The 16,384-nt window shown below is 66.5% G+C and carries 21 protein-coding genes and 1 tRNA gene; 8 read left to right on the forward strand and 14 right to left on the reverse strand.

Going from position 1 to position 16,384, the window contains the following annotated elements; all coding sequences use genetic code 11:
* Positions 1-134: 134 nt before the first annotated feature.
* A complete protein-coding gene (locus tag V8J36_RS09120; RefSeq protein ID WP_336466983.1) occupies positions 135-554 on the reverse strand; it encodes a SufE family protein in 420 nt (139 codons plus the stop codon).
* A 146-nt stretch (positions 555-700) separates the two neighbouring features.
* Between V8J36_RS09120 and V8J36_RS09125 the strand changes: the two genes are divergently transcribed.
* Complete coding sequence (locus V8J36_RS09125) at positions 701-1,153, forward strand: hypothetical protein (RefSeq protein ID WP_336466984.1); 453 nt, start codon at positions 701-703, stop codon at positions 1,151-1,153.
* A gap of 57 nt (positions 1,154-1,210) precedes the next feature.
* Here the strand turns inward: V8J36_RS09125 and rnd are convergent, their stop codons facing one another.
* Positions 1,211-2,371: a ribonuclease D gene (gene rnd / locus V8J36_RS09130; protein WP_336466985.1), complete on the reverse strand. Its 1,161-nt coding sequence runs from the start codon at positions 2,369-2,371 to the stop codon at positions 1,211-1,213.
* Between the two features lie 256 nt (positions 2,372-2,627).
* Between rnd and V8J36_RS09135 the strand changes: the two genes are divergently transcribed.
* On the forward strand, positions 2,628-4,166 hold the full coding sequence (locus V8J36_RS09135) for an ArnT family glycosyltransferase (RefSeq protein WP_336466986.1): 1,539 nt from the start codon (positions 2,628-2,630) through the stop codon (positions 4,164-4,166).
* A gap of 22 nt (positions 4,167-4,188) precedes the next feature.
* Here V8J36_RS09135 and V8J36_RS09140 read toward each other — a convergent pair whose 3' ends face one another.
* Positions 4,189-5,307, reverse strand: coding sequence for an NADH:flavin oxidoreductase (locus tag V8J36_RS09140; protein ID WP_336466987.1), 1,119 nt, complete (start codon positions 5,305-5,307; stop codon positions 4,189-4,191).
* Between the two features lie 112 nt (positions 5,308-5,419).
* Between V8J36_RS09140 and V8J36_RS09145 the strand changes: the two genes are divergently transcribed.
* A complete protein-coding gene (locus tag V8J36_RS09145) occupies positions 5,420-5,800 on the forward strand; it encodes a winged helix-turn-helix transcriptional regulator (RefSeq protein WP_336466988.1) in 381 nt (126 codons plus the stop codon).
* A gap of 29 nt (positions 5,801-5,829) precedes the next feature.
* Here V8J36_RS09145 and V8J36_RS09150 read toward each other — a convergent pair whose 3' ends face one another.
* Positions 5,830-6,267: a MarR family winged helix-turn-helix transcriptional regulator gene (locus V8J36_RS09150; RefSeq protein WP_336466989.1), complete on the reverse strand. Its 438-nt coding sequence runs from the start codon at positions 6,265-6,267 to the stop codon at positions 5,830-5,832.
* A gap of 95 nt (positions 6,268-6,362) precedes the next feature.
* Between V8J36_RS09150 and V8J36_RS09155 the strand changes: the two genes are divergently transcribed.
* Complete coding sequence (locus tag V8J36_RS09155) at positions 6,363-6,539, forward strand: nuclear transport factor 2 family protein (RefSeq protein WP_336466990.1); 177 nt, start codon at positions 6,363-6,365, stop codon at positions 6,537-6,539.
* A 3-nt stretch (positions 6,540-6,542) separates the two neighbouring features.
* Positions 6,543-6,665: a hypothetical protein gene (locus V8J36_RS09160; protein ID WP_336466991.1), complete on the forward strand. Its 123-nt coding sequence runs from the start codon at positions 6,543-6,545 to the stop codon at positions 6,663-6,665.
* Between the two features lie 73 nt (positions 6,666-6,738).
* Here the strand turns inward: V8J36_RS09160 and purN are convergent, their stop codons facing one another.
* Together purN and purM are read right to left on the reverse strand one after the other, a co-directional pair.
* Entirely contained in the window at positions 6,739-7,326 is a 588-nt protein-coding gene (gene purN / locus V8J36_RS09165; RefSeq protein ID WP_336467547.1) for a phosphoribosylglycinamide formyltransferase, read from the reverse strand.
* A 14-nt stretch (positions 7,327-7,340) separates the two neighbouring features.
* Positions 7,341-8,387 carry a phosphoribosylformylglycinamidine cyclo-ligase gene (purM, locus tag V8J36_RS09170; RefSeq protein ID WP_336467548.1) on the reverse strand — a complete coding sequence of 349 codons (1,047 nt, stop codon included), beginning with the start codon at positions 8,385-8,387 and terminating at the stop codon, positions 7,341-7,343.
* 224 nt (positions 8,388-8,611) lie between these two features.
* Here purM and V8J36_RS09175 point away from each other — a divergent pair, with 224 nt between their 5' ends.
* Entirely contained in the window at positions 8,612-9,127 is a 516-nt protein-coding gene (locus tag V8J36_RS09175; protein ID WP_336466992.1) for a hypothetical protein, read from the forward strand.
* Positions 9,128-9,244: 117 nt separating this feature from the next.
* Positions 9,245-9,320 (forward strand) — tRNA-Ile (locus tag V8J36_RS09180).
* 47 nt (positions 9,321-9,367) lie between these two features.
* On the opposite strand, the gene V8J36_RS09185 is transcribed toward V8J36_RS09180, so the two are convergent.
* The 7 genes from V8J36_RS09185 to V8J36_RS09215 form a co-directional block, all read right to left on the reverse strand.
* Positions 9,368-10,438, reverse strand: coding sequence for a tyrosine-type recombinase/integrase (locus tag V8J36_RS09185; RefSeq protein ID WP_336466993.1), 1,071 nt, complete (start codon positions 10,436-10,438; stop codon positions 9,368-9,370).
* The gene (locus V8J36_RS09190; RefSeq protein WP_336466994.1) at positions 10,435-10,575 is read right to left on the reverse strand and encodes a hypothetical protein; all 141 of its coding nucleotides are present in this window, start codon (positions 10,573-10,575) and stop codon (positions 10,435-10,437) included. The genes V8J36_RS09185 and V8J36_RS09190 overlap by 4 nt, the downstream gene beginning before the upstream one ends.
* 136 nt (positions 10,576-10,711) lie before the next feature.
* On the reverse strand, positions 10,712-11,041 hold the full coding sequence (locus V8J36_RS09195) for a DUF2190 family protein (protein WP_336466995.1): 330 nt from the start codon (positions 11,039-11,041) through the stop codon (positions 10,712-10,714).
* A 2-nt stretch (positions 11,042-11,043) separates the two neighbouring features.
* On the reverse strand, positions 11,044-11,262 hold the full coding sequence (locus V8J36_RS09200; protein WP_336466996.1) for a phage head-tail joining protein: 219 nt from the start codon (positions 11,260-11,262) through the stop codon (positions 11,044-11,046).
* Position 11,263: 1 nt separating this feature from the next.
* Complete coding sequence (locus V8J36_RS09205) at positions 11,264-13,024, reverse strand: prohead protease/major capsid protein fusion protein (protein ID WP_336466997.1); 1,761 nt, start codon at positions 13,022-13,024, stop codon at positions 11,264-11,266.
* Complete coding sequence (locus V8J36_RS09210) at positions 13,011-14,396, reverse strand: phage portal protein (protein WP_336466998.1); 1,386 nt, start codon at positions 14,394-14,396, stop codon at positions 13,011-13,013. Before V8J36_RS09210 ends, V8J36_RS09205 begins: the two co-directional genes overlap by 14 nt.
* Position 14,397: 1 nt before the next feature.
* The gene (locus tag V8J36_RS09215) at positions 14,398-14,952 is read right to left on the reverse strand and encodes a hypothetical protein (RefSeq protein ID WP_336466999.1); all 555 of its coding nucleotides are present in this window, start codon (positions 14,950-14,952) and stop codon (positions 14,398-14,400) included.
* A 178-nt stretch (positions 14,953-15,130) separates the two neighbouring features.
* On the opposite strand from V8J36_RS09215, the gene V8J36_RS09220 reads away from it, so the two are divergent.
* A complete protein-coding gene (locus tag V8J36_RS09220) occupies positions 15,131-15,367 on the forward strand; it encodes a hypothetical protein (protein WP_336467000.1) in 237 nt (78 codons plus the stop codon).
* Here the strand turns inward: V8J36_RS09220 and V8J36_RS09225 are convergent.
* The gene (locus V8J36_RS09225; RefSeq protein WP_336467001.1) at positions 15,364-16,380 is read right to left on the reverse strand and encodes a DUF2971 domain-containing protein; all 1,017 of its coding nucleotides are present in this window, start codon (positions 16,378-16,380) and stop codon (positions 15,364-15,366) included. The two genes, V8J36_RS09220 and V8J36_RS09225, sit on opposite strands and share 4 nt — an antisense overlap.
* Positions 16,381-16,384 lie beyond the last annotated feature (4 nt).

A 16,384-nucleotide genomic window follows, 5' to 3' on the forward strand; every position in this document is an offset into this window, starting at 1 on the left:
GGGGGGCGCTGCCCCCCGGGGCCTGTGGCCCTCCCCCCGGGATACTTGAGCCAATGCGAAAGCAGGCAGGGCTTCCTATTGGCTCGAACAGTTCGAGACGTCGCTCAGTGGCGGGGCAGAGCCTCTTTCGCCTTTCAGGCGTTGGCGGCGAGGAGGCGGATCCGCTCGACCATCGCCCGCACGCCGTTCGAACGCTGGGCCGAGAGATGTCGGTCGAGGCCGAGGCGCGACAGCTCCGCCGTGGCGTCCACCTTCAGCACGTCCTGCGCGCTGAGGCCCGCGTAAAGGGCATGCAGCACCGCGATCAGGCCGCGCACGATCATCGCGTCGCTCTCGCCCTCGAAATCGAACCGCGCGGCGGGGCCCTCGCCGGTGAGGCGCGGCACCAGCCAGACCTGGCTCGCGCAGCCCTCGACCTTGGTCGCGGGCACCCGCAGCGCCTCGTCGAGCGCGGGCATCGCCTTGCCCAGTTCGATCACGTGGCGATAGCGGTCTTCCCAGTCGTCGAGGAAGTCGAAGGTCTCGGCGATCTCTTCGAAGGCGGGGCTGGCCATCGCATCTCTCCTGCAGGCGGTCTTGCCCCCGACTAGCGCCCGGGCGCGGCTGCGTCCAGCCCGCCTGGGGCCTGTCTCGGTCATGGGTTCCCTTTTCAAGCGGTTGCGGATCGGCTACCCAATGGGCCAAAGCCCGAGGAGAGCCGATGACCACCTTCAGGACCCTGACCATTGCCGTCGCCTGCGCCGGCCTCCTCACCGGCTGCGGCAGCCGGCTGAACCCGATGAACTGGTTCGGCGGCAGCCGCAGCGAGGCCGTGACCACCGCGCCGGCCGCGCCCGTCGACGGACGCCCGCTGGTGCAGCAGGTCACGAAGCTCGAGGTGCTGCTCGCCTCGCCCGCCGGGGCCATCGTCTCGGCCACCGGCCTGCCGGCGACTCAAGGTTACTGGAACGTGGACCTCGTGGCCGAGCCGCTGGGCGCCGACGGGGTGCTGACCTACCGCTTCGTCGTGGCGCCGCCGACGGAGGCCCGCCGCGTCTCGACCCCGCAATCGCGCGAGGTCACCGCCGGGGCCTTCATCAGCGGCAAGGATCTGGAGCGCGTCCGCCAGGTCGTGGTGATCGGCCAGACCAACCGGATGACCAGCGCGCGCTGATCCGCACGCCAGCACCGGTGCCGGGCAACCGGGGCCGCGACCGGCCCCGGAAGTGCATCAGATGGAAAGCACCCGGACCGCGCCGCCGATCGCCGACAGCGCGACCTCGCCGCGGCAGAGCCTGAGCGCGTCATCACCGAAGACCTCGGCCCGCCAGCCGGTCATCGCCGGGCCGGCGCGCTCGCCGGCGGCGATGGCGTCAAGCTCGGACGCGGTGGCGATCAGCTTCGGCGCGACGCCGGTCTCTTCGGCCTTGGCCTTCAGAAGCACCCGCAGCAGGTCCGCCAGCGCGCCGTTCACCTGCAGCTGCTCGCGGTTTTCCGGCACCTTCGGCAGATCCGCCTGCGGACACTCCTGCCCGGCCTTCACCGCGGCAAGGATGCCATCGGCGATGTCACCCCGGCGCGCCTCGCGCAAGAGCAGCCGCGAGCGGCCCAGATCCTCGAGAGTGGCGGGCTTGGTCGATGCCAGCTCGAGCAGCGCGTCATCCTTGTAGACCCGGCTGCGCGGGATGTTCTTCGCCTGGGCGTAGCTCTCGCGGAAGCGGGCCAGTTCCCGCACGATGCCGAGGAACCGCCCCGAGGTGGTGCGGGTCTTCACCTTCTCCCAGGCGGTGGCCGGGTCGGTTTCATAGGTTGCCGGGTTCAGCAGGGTACCCAGCTCTTCCTCGACCCAAGTGGTCCGGCCGGTCTTGCGGATTTCCTTCGACAGGAATTCGTAGATCACCCGCAGGTGGGTCACGTCGGCGATGGCATAGGTCTTCTGCGCATCGGTCAGCGGCCGGCGCGACCAGTCGGTGAAGCGCGAGGTCTTGTCGAGGTTCTCGCGCGCGATCTTGCGCACCAGCGTCTCGTAGCCGACCTGTTCGCCGAAGCCGCAGACCATGGCCGCGACCTGGGTGTCGAAGAGCGGCACCGGGAAGACCTTGCCCTCGACCCAGAAGATCTCGAGATCCTGGCGGGCCGCGTGGAACACCTTCACGGTGCCCTCGTGGCGGAAGAGGTCGTAGAGCGGTTCGAGCGAGAGCCTGTCGCCGCCCGCGATCGGGTCGACCAGCACCGCCTCGCCCGACTTTCCGGGCAGCGCCAGCTGGATCAGGCAGAGCTTCGACCAATAGGTCCGCTCGCGCAGGAACTCGGTATCGACGGTGACGTAGGCTTCGGCCTTCGCGGCCTCGCAGAACCGGGCGAGGTCCTCGGTCGTGGTGATCGTTTGCATCCGGGCTTTCGCTGTCAGGTGCGGGGTCATCCCGCAGGATATCCATCCCTCTTAGGAGCGGAATTGACCGAAGGGAAGCAAAACGCGCCATTTCCCGTCCCGACGGCGCACGGAGCGTGACGTTCCGGTCGGGCACCGGTCGCAGCGCGGCCGCGGTTGCGCGGCCCGGACCGAGCGGCTAAGCCTCGGGCGACGTCGCCGGGACTGCAGGCGCGCGTGCCCCCGCCCCGCGGCTTCCAGCGACAGGACTGCCCCGTTGACCCGATCCCCCTCCGCGCCGGCCCCTATCCCCCAGAGCGGCACCGCGCAGAGCGTCCCGCCGCCCGGCCGGGCCCTGCGCCGCGGGCTGTGGATCGTGGGGCTGCTGCTTGTCGCGCTGTTCGTGATCCGGATCCTGCCGAACCTTGGCGGCGGCACCTTCCAGAGCCGCGACGAATACCTGACGCTGGACCGCACCTACAGCATGCTGAGCACCGGCGACTGGACCACGGTCTGGACCAACCACGAGCCCAGCTTCCGCAAGCCGCCGCTGCAGTACTGGGCCGGGGCCGCTCTGCTGGCCGCGGGACTGGACCGCGAAGTGGCGCTGCGGGCGATGCCGCTGCTCTACGGGCTGGGGATGCTGGGGCTGACCGGGCTGCTGGCGGCGCGGATGGCGCGCGACCTGCTGCCGGCGCGGCGCTGCTGGCTGGTCGGGGTGGCGGCCATGGTGATGCTGTGCGGCTCGCGCGGGTTCTGGCGCTATTCCACCGAAGCGATGCTGGACGCGGGCACCGGCTTCTGGCTGGTGGCGACGGCGACCGCCTTCCTGTCGGCACTGCACCGGCCGGCCCGGATCTGGCTGGTGGTGCTTTGCGTGCTGCTGGGGGCGCTGCAGAAGGCGCCGGTGGCGGGACTGCTGGCGCTGGCGGGGCTGGTTGCCGCCGCCGTCGACCGCCGCGTCGGCAACACACCCGACCTGCCGCTGCTGCGTCCCAGGGCGCGCGCGACGTTCTCGGCCGCGCTGATCTGCCTCGTGCCCGCGACGCTGATCTGGCCGATCCTGCAGGTGGGCGTCCACGGGTTTGACGCCTTCCGCCTGCTGGTGATGGACGAGATGGTCGGCCGCTTCGCCCCCGAGGTCGAGGCCGCGGCCGGCGATGTCGACTGGCCGACATGGGTGATCCATGACAGCGCATTGCTCTGGCTGCCGGGGCTGGCGGCGCTGGCCGCGCTGCCCTTCTGGCTGCGCAGCGTCGGCGCCCGGATGATCTGGATCTGGGGGCTGTGCTTCTTCCTGGCCCTGACCTTCGCGCGGGGCGAGACCTATGCGCGCTACCTGCTCAGCGTCTCGCCCTTCGTGGCGGTGGCACTGGCGCTGAGCCTGTTCCGTCTGCTGCGGTTTGAAGGGCGCGCCTTTGCGGCGGCCGCCACGATCGGGCTGCTTGCACCCGGCCTACCCAGCGCAGAGGTCGGTCACAGCGATCGCCGCCGGCTTGCCGCCGAACAGGCGCTGACCCTTTTCGCGGCCACCGCCGCGCCCGAAGACAGGCTGCTGGCCTGCCAGACGTCCAGCCGGGCGCGCGAGGTGCTGATCACCGGTGCCGTGGGCTTCTTCGGCAGCGCCGGCCAGCCGGTCGGCATCTTCCGCGACCCGGGCGATCTGGCCGACTACGTGCAGGACACCCCGCCCGGCACCGTCCTGCGCGGCATCTGCCTGGAACACGACATGGCGCAGATCCGCGCCCTCAGGCCCGACCTGACCGAAACCCGCGACGGCGAATTCGTGCTGTGGAGCGCCCCCGCCCGGCCCTGAGGCCCGCGGAGGCGCTGACTGTTCAGGCCAGGACCTTGAGGTCGGCCGCGTCGAAGCCCTCGACCGCGGCGCCGGCCTTGACCTTCGCCACCCAGTCTGCGTCCGAGATCAGCGCCCGTCCGACGGCGATCAGGTCGAACTCGTCGCGCGCCATCCGCTCGAGCAGGTTGTCGAGCTTGCCCGCGCCCGAATTCTCGCCCTTGAAGGCGCCGCCGAAATCGCTGTCGAGCCCGACCGAGCCGACCGAGATCGTCGTCGCGCCGGTCAGCTTCTTGACCCAGCCCGCGAAGTTCAGCCCGGCCTCGCCGTCAAGCTCGGGGAACTCGGGCACCCAGAAGCGGCGCTGCGAGGCGTGGATCACGTCGACCCCGGCCTCGACCAGCGGCGCGAGCCAGGCGGTCATCTCGTCGGGGGTGTGCGCCAGCCGCGCGGCATAGTCCTGCTGCTTCCACTGGCTGACGCGCAGGATCAGCGGATAGTCGGGCCCCAGCGCCGCGCGCACCGCCTTCACGATATCGGCCGCGAAGCGCGAACGCTCGGCGATGGTCGCCCCGCCCCAGCGGTCGTCGCGCAGGTTGGTGCCGTCCCAGAAGAACTGGTCGATCAGGTAGCCGTGGGCCCCGTGCAGCTCGACCACGTCGAAGCCCAGCTCTTTCGCCGCCTTGGCCGATTTGGCGAAGGCCGCGATCGTGTCGGCGATGTCTTCATCGCTCATCGCGCGGCCGCGCGGATCGCCGGGCCCGACGAGACCCGAGGGGCTTTCGACCTCGCCCGGTTCCCAGGCGCCGGCGCGGGTCGAGCCGGTGTGCCAGATCTGCGGACCCATTCGGCCGCCGGCGGCATGGACGGCGTCGATGACCTGTTTCCAGCCGTCAAGTGCTGCGCCATGGAAGAAGGGAATGCCCGGCATGTTGCGCGAGGCCGGGCGGTCGATCACCGTGCCCTCGGACAGGATCAGGCCGACGCCACCGGCCGCGCGGCGGCGGTAGTATTCGGTCTGCGCCGCGCCCGGCAGGCCGTTCTCGGCGAAACCACGGGTCATCGGCGCCATGACGATGCGGTTCTTCAGCGTCACGCCCTTCAGGGTCAGGGGGCGGAACAGCACTTCGCTGGCGGAAAGATCGTGGAACGTATCCAGCATGGGAGGGGCCTCTTTCGTTGGGGAGGATTGCCTTTGGGCCTAAGAGGTATATTTTGGAGACCTGGTGTCAATGAGGCACCGAAACCGCACCAGGTCACCCCGAGGTAACCCCATGAAGGATCTTTCCGGACGCTGCGAGGTCGAGCATTTCTCGGTCGACTGCCCCTGCCGGCTGCTGTTCGACCAGATCGCGGACAAGTGGTCGATGATGATCCTGAGCGTGCTCGACGCCGGGCCCCAGCGCTTCAATGAAGTGAAGCGGCGGCTCGAGGGCGTGTCGCAGAAATCGCTGACCCAGACGCTGCGCAAGCTGGAACGCAACGGGCTGATCGAGCGGCGGGTGATCGCCTCGTCGCCCGTGGCGGTCGAATACGCGATGAGCGAGCTTGGCCAGACGCTGCTGCCGCCGTTCCGCGCGCTCTATGTCTGGACCAAGGAGATGTTCCCGCAGGTCGAGGCCGCCCGCGCCGCCTTTGACGCCAAGGCGGCCTGACAGGCGCAGGCCAGCACAGGCCGTCCCTTTCACCCTGCCCTGTTCACGCGGTCCAGCCCGGCGATCAGCTTTTCCAGCAGCGCAACCAGCTGCGCCGCCTCGGCGGGGGTGAACTCTGCCAGCACCTCGCGGTTGCCGTTCAGCTGGGTTTCGATGGCCTCGGGCAGCCGCGCCCTTGCAGCCTCGGTCAGGCTGACGGTGCTGCTGCGCCCGTCGGCGGGATCGGGGGCGCGGGTGATTAGCCCGTCGCGCTCCATCCGCGCCAGCATCTGCGCCATCGGCGGCTGTTCCACCCTTGCGAAGCGCGCAAGGTCGCGCTGGGTCTGCGCCCGCCCCTCGGCCAGCGCCACCAGCACCGGCAGATGCCCGACGCCGAAGCCGAGCGGCTTCAGCCGCGCCTCGCTGAGCCGCGCGAAAGCCCGCGCCGCGAGGCTGATCAGATGCCCCGGTGTGGTCAGAACCTGCATCGATCCCCCTGCTTCTGCCCTTGTCGAAGATTTATATATGGGCATATGTAATTTGATGCCAGCCGGAATCGCCCTGCGCAGGAGCCCCACACACGATGAACCTCATGGAAGACAGGATCGCGCTGCTGCGCCGGATCTACGCCGCCTTCAACGCCCGTGACATCGACGCGGTGATGCGCGAACTGGCACCCGATGTGCTTTGGGCCAATGCGATGGAGGGCGGACACGAGGCCGGACAACCGGCGGTGCGCGCGTATTGGACGCGGCAATAGGCGATGGTGCGCCCGACGGTGACGCCGGTCGGGTTCACCACGCGTGGGGACGACGTGGTGGTGGCAGAGGTCGTGCAGGAAATCCGCGATCTGGACGGGCAGCCGATCGCCGCGCTTCTGGCCTGAAGGACAAGACCGTGGGCCATGTCTTCACCTTCGCGGGCGCGCAGGTCGCCCGCTTCGATGTCGAGGATCCGGGTTAGGCCAGCACCGGCGTCCGGTCGCCCGCAGCATAGCGGCGCAGCACCGCCGGATAGAGCAGATGCTCTTCCACAAGCACCCTTGCGGCCAGCGTGTCGGCGGTGTCTCCCATCAGCACCGGCACCCGCGCCTGCCCGAGGATTGGCCCGGCGTCGAGTTCGGCGGTCACCTCGTGCACGGTGCAGCCGGCCTCGGCATCGCCGGCCTCAAGCGCGCGGGCATGGGTGTGCAGCCCCGGATATTTCGGCAGGAGCGAGGGGTGGATGTTCAGCATCCGCCCTTCGAAGTGCCGCGTAAAGTCGGGCGTCAGGATCCGCATGAAGCCCGCAAGGCACAGGATGTCGGGCTTGGCCGCAAGGATCGGCTCCAGCAGCGCTGCCTCGAAGGCGGCGCGGTCGCGACCGAAGGGCCGGTGGCTGACCGCGGCCGTGGGCACGCCCATCGCCGCCGCCTTCGCCAGCCCCGAGGCTTCGGGATCGTTCGAGGCGACCAGCACGGCGCGGCCCGGGTGATCGCCGGTCATGCTCTCGACCAGCTTCACCATGTTCGAACCGCTCCCCGAGATCAGGATCGCGACGCGCTTCATAGGGGCGGTCACGGTCAGAGGATCCGGCCCGTGTAGCGCACGCCCGAGCCGGCGGTGACGGTGCCCAGCGTGAAGACCTGCTCGCCGGCGTCCGCGAACAGCGCCTTGAGGGCGTCCGCGCGGTCGGCGGCGACCACGGCGATCATGCCGATGCCCGAGTTGAAGGTCTTCAGCAGTTCCGCCTCTTCCATCCCGGCCGTCTCGGCCAGCCAGCGGAAGACCGGCGGCAGCTGCCAGGCGGTCAGGTCGATGCTGGCCCCCAACCCTTCGGGCAGGACCCGCGGCAGGTTCTCGGTCAGGCCGCCGCCGGTGATATGCGCGAGGCCATGCACGCCGCCCGCGCGGATCGCGGCGAGGCATTGCTTGACGTAAAGCCGGGTCGGCGCCAGCAGCGCATCGCCCAGTGCACCCTCGCTGAACGGCGAGGGCGCGTCCCAGCCGAGGCCGGCCAGCTCGACCACCTTGCGCACCAGCGAATAGCCGTTCGAATGCACCCCGTTCGAGCCGAGCCCGATCAACACGTCCCCCTCGGTCACGCCCTCGGGCAGCGCGGTGCCGCGCTCCATCGCGCCGACCGCGAAGCCGGCAAGGTCGAAGTCGCCGCCGTGATACATGCCCGGCATCTCGGCGGTCTCGCCGCCCACCAGCGCGCATCCCGACTGTTCGCAGCCCAGGGCGATGCCCTCGATGATCTTGGTCGCCTGGTCCACGTCCAGCTTGCCGGTCGCGAAATAGTCGAGGAACAGCAGCGGCTCGGCCCCCTGGCAGACGAGGTCGTTCACGCACATCGCGACAAGGTCGATGCCGATCGTGTCGACCCGCCCGGTGTCGATGGCGATCCGCAGCTTGGTACCGACGCCGTCGGTCGCGGCCACAAGGATCGGGTCGTTGTAGCCTGCGGCCTTGAGATCGAAGAGCGCGCCGAACCCGCCAAGACCCGAGACGGTGCCCGAGCGGTTGGTGCGTTTCGCCGCCGGTTTGATCCGTTCGACCAGCGCGTTGCCTGCGTCGATGTCCACGCCCGCTGCCGCATAGGTCAGCCCGTTCTTGCCGCCGCTCATCGCCCGGTCCCCGCTGGTCTGTCGTGCCATCCGCGCCCCATGCGCGCGGCCGTCGGGGACCCGATAGCCGAAGTCGCGCCGCGCCGCAACGTGCGGGCGGTGTTGGGCAGGTTCCCGCCATGCGCCCAAATTAAAGTGAACGGAAAGGTACAGCCGCGGGGAACGCATTCCGGCGCGCTGGTGTTGTCTGGACATACGACGCAACGAAGCGAAAGGAAACCGAAATGAACGGCTTCAAGAAAACCGCCCTCGTCGCCACCGCTCTGTCGCTGACCCTCGGCGGCGCCGCCTTCGCGCAGGAAAACGTGGCCCCGGCCAAGGCCGAAAAGCAGCAGACCCAGACCGAGATGAAGGTCGACGCCACCACCGGCGCCCCGACCGCAGTCACCGGCGCTGCCGTCCGCGCGGGTTCGGGTGCGATGGCCGGCTGGCCGGTCTATGGCTCGGACGGCGTGCAGGTCGGCACCGTGGTCGATGCCGCGCTCGAGCCGGACGACAGCCTGAAGTATGTCGTCTTTGCGATGGAAGACGGCCGTCAGGTGCAGATGACCGCGGAATCGGTCGCCCGCATCAGCGAGAACAGCCTCGAGGTGCTGGTGCCGTCGGCCCAGATCGCCGCTGCGGCCCAGTCGGGCTACACCGCGATGACCGCCTCTATGCCCGAGGCGCTGAAGGCCGACCCGGTTCCTGCGGTGACCAACGAAACCCAGGAAGACGGCATGGCCCCGGCGAGCAACTGATCGCCCGATCCATCCCTGCAAACGCCCCGGCGCACTCCGCGCCGGGGCGTTTCGCATTTGCGCGGCCCATCCGCGACTTGATCGCGCGGCCGGAACATCCTAACCATCCGGACGGCCGGGCCTGTAGCTCAATGGTTAGAGCAGGGCGCTCATAACGCCTTGGTTGGGGGTTCGAGTCCCTCCGGGCCTACCACTTCCCCGCCGGTGACGTTTGTTTTCAAGTGGTTAAGCTTCATTTTGTCAAACCTCTCTTGCGGGTTTGACAATTTCCGTTCTGTCTTCGTCCGCGTCGAGCTGTTTTTGGACTGCCTGCCGGGCCAGCTTCAGTCTGTCCGCCGAGTCGATGTAGGTCTGCACTTCCTTCAGATTACGGTGGCCTGAAATGGCCATGATTTGCGGCCCGCTGCATCCCGCTTCGGCCAGTCGGCGGCAGGCGGACTTGCGCAGCCCATGCGCGGCCAGCCCCAGCGGCAGGCCCGCTTCCGTCACGCGGTCACGAAACCAGTTGCCGAAACCGGCCACGGCGAAGGGCTTCCCATACTCGGTCAACAGGAACGTCATGTTCTTGACCGGCAGGGCGTCCAGAGACGCCCGCAGGACCGGGTGCAGGGGGATTTCCAGCTCTGTCCCTGTCTTGGACTGGCGAAGCCGCAAAACGCCGTCCCTGAGTTGCTGACGACCCATGCGCACCACGTCCGAACGCCGCTGGCCCGTATAGAGCAACAGGTCGAGTGCGAGCCGCGCCCGGCTGCCCGTCGGGTGGCGGGCATAGAAGGCTTCGATATGCTCTTCATCCCAAGACTGGTAGCCGGAAGAGCCTGTCCGCAGCTTCCTGATGCCAAGGCTCGGATCGTCGGGGCGCATTCCCGCGTCAATGGCATGGCGCATCAGAATCTTGATGGTCTTCAGCCAATTGTTCGCCACTGCCGGGCGCTCTGCCAGGTTGGCGATGATCGCCTTGACGTGTTCCCGCTTCAGCTTGGCCACGATCTTTTCGCCATGCTGTTCCCGGAACGGTTCGATGGTGCTGCGATAGGTGCGTTGCGTGATGGGCTTCAGGTTCCGGTATTCCGAAGAGCGGTAGTAGCTCGCCACTAGAGCCGCCACGGTGCCGGGAACGGTCTTCGCGGCCCCTGCCCCAAGGTTGTTCGGCTCGCCCTTCGCTGCGGCCTCATAGGCAGCCATGAATTCGGGACTCCACGGCAGGCCCGGCAACGCCACGCGGTCAAAGCCGGGGCGGCGGAAATACCAGCGGGGGCTTCCGTGCCGGTCAAGAAAGCCTTGGCAATACTTGGGTGGCTTACGCATCATCTCAGCACCTCATCCCAGCCGCCGTCGTCATGGTCATGTTGGGCCGGGTCTTCGCCACCCGGCAAAGCTTCAAAGGCGCGGTCCACCGCTCGAACGTCCCAGACATTGCGACCATAGATGCGCTTGGGGCCGGGCATACGCCCCTCCGCCACCAGACGGTCAAAAGTACTGGGGCTGACCCCAATAAGATCCGCCGCCTCTTTACGATTCAGCCCCCGCCGCGTGGGCGGCGGAAGGGCGCCGTGAGGTGTGGCGACGGCCTTAGTCATTGGCTCAGAACACCCCGTTCAGACGCACGGTGACGGTGCCCGACGGGTTGCCCGCCCCCGCGACGGCCACACCGATCTTGGTGTTGCCGCTGGTGGTGCTGGTCAGCAGCTTGGCGGTATCGTCCCAATAGACGGCAGCCCCGACGGCAAACACGTCGGTCGAGACCTTGGGCAGATCGAAGACGCCGACGGTCACAAGGTCCACGTCGGCCCCGGACAGGGCGTCACCAGCGGCAACGCCGAAGATCAGGCCCGACATTGCCCCGCCGCCGCTGGCGACGTTGTAGGGCGCGGCAATGGTCAGGTTCTCGCCCTTCTGTACATAATTTTTCACGGTCAGAGTCCTTTCAAAGTTCTGAAGAGGATGGTGGAAGCGGGGCGCTTGGACGCCGCCGCGATTTCCGCATCAAGCGCCGCCAGCGCCCGCGCCATCTCGGCATCGCTCTTGTAGGTCACAAGCTCGCCGTTCTGGTCGCGGAAGGTCATGACGCCGCCCGCTCTTGCCCTGAAGAGCATGTCACGGGCGGCGGTCAGCTCTACCAGCGTGAGGGCCATATCAGGCCCCCGGATTCAGGTAAGCACCGCGCCAATCCACGGCCCCGCAGCCGAAGTCTAAGACCACGCGGAATTCCATGCCCAGCACATCCCAGCCTTCGCGGGATGCCATCTGCGGCCCTTGGGCGGAGGACAGGTAAGCGTATTCCAGCACGGGTAGAACGGCGGGGTCCGCGAAGAGGTAGAAGGACTCGTCGGTGATGCGCGGTTCCACCAGCAAGGTCAGCTTGCCGCTGAAGGCGTTCACGTCTGCCACGGTGGCGGCATAGATCGAAGCCAAGACCTGTTCCGCCGTGGTTTCCAGCTCCGGCCCCACAACAAGGAAGCGCGGGGTCGCGTTGATCGGGGTCACGCCGTCCAGCCCCTTCATGCCGCGCATGGCCCTGCGGGCCGCGTCCAGCGCCGCAACGTCCAAGGCAGCCCCGGTGGCAAGGTTGCCGTGGGTGGCGTGGAAGAGGGCCAGCCCGTCTTCGCCCATGACCGGATTGGACAAGAGCTTGGTCAGCAGCAAGTTGGCTTCGGTTTCCGCCGCCATGCGGCCCGCCGTCGCGCCCCAGTCGCGGAAGGCCCCCAGATCGTCATTAATGAGGGCCTTGCGGCTGATAGCGAATTGGGTGGCGTAAGTGTCTAGCGAATAGGACTCCTTGGCCTCGCCACGCGTGTTGGACTTGATCTCGCCCGACTCGCTGACCTTTTCGAGCAACCCCACGTCCGACAGCTTCAGCGTGGACAGGGCGCGGAAGTCGGGCGCGGTGGCCTGCCGGGCCAAAGTGGTCTTGATCGGGCTTTGCGCTGTCTGATACCCGGCCATCAGGGTCCGGTTGCCCGTGCCCGTCAGCAGGTTCGGGAAGTCGCTGGTAGTGTGCATCGCCGCCCGGAAAAGCTGGTCTGCATCCATCCCCCGCGTCGAGACGCCCGTGGCCTCCACTGCGGCGCGGGCGTGATCGCGCAGCGTGTCCCCCATGTAGGGGGCAGCTTCCGGCTTGGGTGCCGTGCCCGATACGCGGGCATAGAGGGCATCGGCGCGACGCTGCATGGCGGTGGCCGGGTCATCTTGGGTGGCCACGGTGCGGATGCGGGGGGTCTGCCGGGCGCGGGCCTGAAGAGCTTCAGCAGCAGCCGCCCGACCGTCTTCGCGGATTTCGTCGTCGGTCAATTCGTCTTCCGCCGCAGCCATGCGGGCCTGCCACTCTTCGGGCAAGTTGTGGGCGGCGGCGACACGCTGGATTAGCGCGGCGCGGGGATCGTCTTGGTTATCCTTGGGCATGGGATCGCTCCTGAAGGTTGCGCCGGGATCGGCAGGGATCGGAACGGCAGAGACTTCGGAAATTGCCCAAGCCGCCGCCGTCCGAACGCGGGCCTTGGTCGCGGGATCGAAGGAGTCGGCCCAGCGGGTGACGCGGTAGCCGATGGAAACGCCCTTCAAGGTGCCTTCCTGAATCCGGGTGATGATCGAGGCGGCGTCGGTTGCGCTGGACAGGCGGATGGTGGCCACAAGGCTTCCGCCTTCCATGCGATGCGCGATAATCACGCCAATCACGTCGCGCGCAGAGCCTTGGCGGTGCCCGTCCAACACGGGCGAGCCGTTAAGGCCGGACAGATCCAGTGCGGCGGGGTCCAGCCGTTCGGTGTAAGGCCCCCTGGAGTCCCGGCGGGTGACGCTCGCGAAGGTGCTAACCACGGCTTCAACGGTCATCGCATCTGCATTGAATGAGTCGGGCGTGAAGCTGGCCCGACGGATCATCAGGTCATCGAGCGGCATTGCTGCCCCCTTTCGGTTTGAACGTGTCAGCGGCAATCTCGGCGTCGAGGTCTTCCAGCGCCCAGCCGCGCGCCGCCACCAGCTTGCGGCGGCTGGTCAACCCGGCGTTCATTTCTGCCACGTCGGCCTGAACCTGCTTGGCAGGGTCAACCTGCGTAAAGGCCGGGGGCAGCCATTCGCAGGCCAGATAATCGCGCGGGCTCGCCTCGAAATCCGGGGCTGCAAGCTCTCCCGAGAGGACGCCCCACGTCACCACGCGCCGCCAGATCGGGCGCAAGAGCTGGGGCACCAGAATTCCGTATTGGATTTGCTCCACCCGTTGACGGAAGGGCAGAAGCCCCGCCCGCAGGCTGGAATAGTTGGCCCCGGTCAAGTCACCCGACAGAAGGTGTTCGGGCAGGCCAAGCCCGGCGGCGAGCTGTTGCAGGTTAAGGCGCAGAAAGGCGGCAACCTCTTGGGTCTGGCCGGGGGAGTTGAATTTTATGTCAACGCCGGTCGGCAGGCGCTTCAGGGTGCCCGGTTCAAGGCCGGTTTCCAGAATGCCGCCCGCCTCTTCGCCCGTGTAAGGCTCGCCCGCCGTACCGTTCTGGTCGATCAGGAAGCCCGCGTGCATCGCGGCAATCTTGACGCCCATGAGCAGGGCATCGCAGAGCTGGTCGAATTCGGACGCGGGCAGGATGACCGGGGCCAGCCAAGACACGCCCCGGACCTGCCCGGCGGCAAGCGGTTTGAAGACGTGAAGAATCTGGTCCGCCGGAATACGGACGGGCGGCGCGTGGGTCGCAAAAAGGTCATGGGGCCGCGACGGCAGGACGTGGTAGGCCACCCGCTGCCCGTCTTGGTCGAATTCCACGCCTTGGACGATCACCCCGCCGTCGCTCAACTCACGGGTCATCGACTCGTCCACCAGCTCCGGCGGGATCAGACGAACCTTGGGGCCGTCTTCGGTTTCGATGACCTGAAGGAAGGCTTCGCCGTCAATCACAAGGCCCCGCGCCACGTCGGCTTGCTGGCCGTAGGCGTCGGTTCGGCCATCCGCGTCCGCCTCTTCCGTCCAGCGCCCCCACAGATCGGATTGGGCCTTGCGGATGGTGGCATCGGAATGCTTTGGGGTCGGAACGATGCCCGCGCCGATCAAGGCCCCTGCCCAGTTGACCACGGCCTGCGAAAGCCAAGGATTGTTGTTCGCCAGATACCGCGCGCGGGTCCGAACGCTCGCCCCCGCCCCGGCAACCTCACTGTTGATCCTGCCGAACGTGCCCATGCCCCAGCCGCGCCGCCCGCCCGCCGCGCCGTCGAAGCGGCGGACAGCCCTGGCCTTCGCGGGCCGGGTGAAGATGCGGGTCAGCGTCTGGCCGAAGGGGAAAGCCATGTCAGTCGCTCAGCTCTTCCAGCAACTCCGCAATGAGACGCGAAGCCGGGATGACAAAGGCGGCGTCCATCGGCTGCGCCAGTCCCGAGTCCGCCAGAATAACTTCAGCTTCCGCCTTGGCCTTCGCGTCGATCATCGACTCGTCGGCTGCCCAGTCCATCCGCGTTCGGGTCGTGCCATCGCGCCGCAGTTCGATAACGAGATTAAACGCTTCACCCGCCTTCGCCCGCTCAATGGCTTCATCAATCGGGCGCAGGACTTTCCAGCCGCCGGGAATCTTGACCCGACGGCCTTGGCCTGTCTGGGGCTGTTGAAGAAACTGGGCAGCGATTTCCAGCTTCGCCCGATCAAGCCCGAACGCTGCGGCCTTATGGACCAGCCGAAGGGCACAGATGGTCTCAAGGGCGAAGTGATCGGTGCGCCCGTCCCTTTCGACAGGCGGAAAGTAGGTCCGCTGCGTCAGGTTGCGCAGCGTCTTGTCGAGTGTCGGCACACGATCTTTCGGCAAGCGGTCGATCTTTGCGAAGGCATCAGTTGCTTCACGGATGGCGAACATACACGGGCTCCTAGATTGCTTATCGACTCAATAACTCATCTGGAGTTGACTTGGCAAGCTCTTTCGAGCATCTTCCGACTCACAGCGATGGACACGCTGTTCCTTCGGGGCGAAGCCCCATCGGGCCACCACGCCTCCCGGCTGGTGTGGTGGCCCGACCAACCTCAAGCGAGAACAAATGATGCAGGTGAGACTGGATGTGCGGCAATGCCGCAAGCTGCCGCTTGAACGGCGGGCGAAGACCTTCGAGTTGATCGCCGGTCAGCTCATGCGCGAATACACGATCCGAACCGGCATCGAAGTCCCGCAGGACATGGACTTGGAAGTTGTCGAGGCGTTCGCGGAAGGCAATCCCACGTTCGCCAAAGTCTACGAAAAGATCATGGAAGTCCGGGAAGCCCTTCTGGGATTCTAGCGGCGAAGGGGGATGTTGGACACGCGGACTTTCTTGCTCGCGTCGTCAACGCCCGCGTCGGTAAGCTTCTGGACCAAGGCATCCCAAATGGGCCAAGGGTATTGAGTCGGCCCGATTATCACTTCCTCTAGTAACTCTGGCAGGGTCGCGCCAAGGAAGTCTTCTTCCGGGTAGTTATTCAATTCGAGCTTGAAAACCCTTTGCGGAACGCCGGAAATTGTTAGGACTTCCGACTTCAGCTTGTCTGACTTCTTTCCGGTTAGGGAGAAGTTGGGGGAAAATATAATCCTCCATTCTTTCTCTTCCCAGAATCCCGGATGCTTGGTCGATAGAGCGGCGAAGTGCAATGCCGAATTCATATAAAACGCTATGTTCTCCGCCCCTAAACGGGGCAACATAGCCTTGTATTTCTCAAGGCCCGAAATGACCTCCAAGAATAGTGGCTTGAAAGTCTCTTGGTCGGCGTAAAGCACAGGACTGGTATAAGCCTGCAAGGCATCGCTTTCCGCGAGAAACGGCGTGCTATTGAAGACGAAAGCGACGTTGGTGTTCCCCCCGTATGCGCGCCACATAGAAAGCCGCCCATACAAGTCTTCCCTGCTGTTGCTGTCGCTGTTGCCGTGGCTGTCGCTGTTGCCGTGCTCGCTTATGGCAATCATGAACGTATCAAGGCTCCGAACCCGCTCGCCTGCCAGATACCGTTCGAGAATCTTTTCCGTCAATCCGGCCTCAACGCCATCCAGAACGCCGACAAGCCGCGACCGAAGTTCTTCATCGTTGAACGCGCCAACAATACAATTGTTGCCGTGCTGGACTTCAGAGAAGTCATTCATCAAGTTTGTATTTCTGAGATATATGCAATTCCCATCGATAATTCGGATTGCGTTTTCCGCGCTCGTATAGTGAACGAATTTCGTGCCATTAGCGCGGAGTTTATCCATCTTCCGTGAGGCATACGGAAAGAAGGTTTCACGAACGATCTTTGAAATTTCTTCTTGGGAAAAGCCGCTCATTGGG

Origin of the sequence: Frigidibacter sp. MR17.14 (assembly GCF_037095735.1) — a bacterium.
Lineage (GTDB): Bacteria > Pseudomonadota > Alphaproteobacteria > Rhodobacterales > Rhodobacteraceae > Frigidibacter.

Bases quoted from the DNA above. Each gene is read 5' to 3' on its own strand.
- V8J36_RS09120 (WP_336466983.1), bottom strand. From the start codon at position 554: ATGGCCAGCCCCGCCTTCGAAGAGATCGCCGAGACCTTCGACTTCCTC.
- V8J36_RS09125 (WP_336466984.1), top strand. From the start codon at position 701: ATGACCACCTTCAGGACCCTGACCATTGCCGTCGCCTGCGCCGGCCTC.
- rnd (WP_336466985.1), bottom strand. From the start codon at position 2,371: ATGCAAACGATCACCACGACCGAGGACCTCGCCCGGTTCTGCGAGGCC.
- V8J36_RS09140 (WP_336466987.1), bottom strand. From the start codon at position 5,307: ATGCTGGATACGTTCCACGATCTTTCCGCCAGCGAAGTGCTGTTCCGC.
- V8J36_RS09145 (WP_336466988.1), top strand. From the start codon at position 5,420: ATGAAGGATCTTTCCGGACGCTGCGAGGTCGAGCATTTCTCGGTCGAC.
- V8J36_RS09150 (WP_336466989.1), bottom strand. From the start codon at position 6,267: ATGCAGGTTCTGACCACACCGGGGCATCTGATCAGCCTCGCGGCGCGG.
- V8J36_RS09155 (WP_336466990.1), top strand. From the start codon at position 6,363: ATGAACCTCATGGAAGACAGGATCGCGCTGCTGCGCCGGATCTACGCC.
- V8J36_RS09160 (WP_336466991.1), top strand. From the start codon at position 6,543: ATGGTGCGCCCGACGGTGACGCCGGTCGGGTTCACCACGCGTGGGGAC.
- purN (WP_336467547.1), bottom strand. From the start codon at position 7,326: ATGAAGCGCGTCGCGATCCTGATCTCGGGGAGCGGTTCGAACATGGTG.
- purM (WP_336467548.1), bottom strand. From the start codon at position 8,387: ATGAGCGGCGGCAAGAACGGGCTGACCTATGCGGCAGCGGGCGTGGAC.
- V8J36_RS09175 (WP_336466992.1), top strand. From the start codon at position 8,612: ATGAACGGCTTCAAGAAAACCGCCCTCGTCGCCACCGCTCTGTCGCTG.
- V8J36_RS09185 (WP_336466993.1), bottom strand. From the start codon at position 10,438: ATGATGCGTAAGCCACCCAAGTATTGCCAAGGCTTTCTTGACCGGCAC.
- V8J36_RS09190 (WP_336466994.1), bottom strand. From the start codon at position 10,575: ATGCCCGGCCCCAAGCGCATCTATGGTCGCAATGTCTGGGACGTTCGA.
- V8J36_RS09200 (WP_336466996.1), bottom strand. From the start codon at position 11,262: ATGGCCCTCACGCTGGTAGAGCTGACCGCCGCCCGTGACATGCTCTTC.
- V8J36_RS09205 (WP_336466997.1), bottom strand. From the start codon at position 13,024: ATGCCGCTCGATGACCTGATGATCCGTCGGGCCAGCTTCACGCCCGAC.
- V8J36_RS09210 (WP_336466998.1), bottom strand. From the start codon at position 14,396: ATGGCTTTCCCCTTCGGCCAGACGCTGACCCGCATCTTCACCCGGCCC.
- V8J36_RS09215 (WP_336466999.1), bottom strand. From the start codon at position 14,952: ATGTTCGCCATCCGTGAAGCAACTGATGCCTTCGCAAAGATCGACCGC.
- V8J36_RS09220 (WP_336467000.1), top strand. From the start codon at position 15,131: ATGATGCAGGTGAGACTGGATGTGCGGCAATGCCGCAAGCTGCCGCTT.
- V8J36_RS09225 (WP_336467001.1), bottom strand. From the start codon at position 16,380: ATGAGCGGCTTTTCCCAAGAAGAAATTTCAAAGATCGTTCGTGAAACC.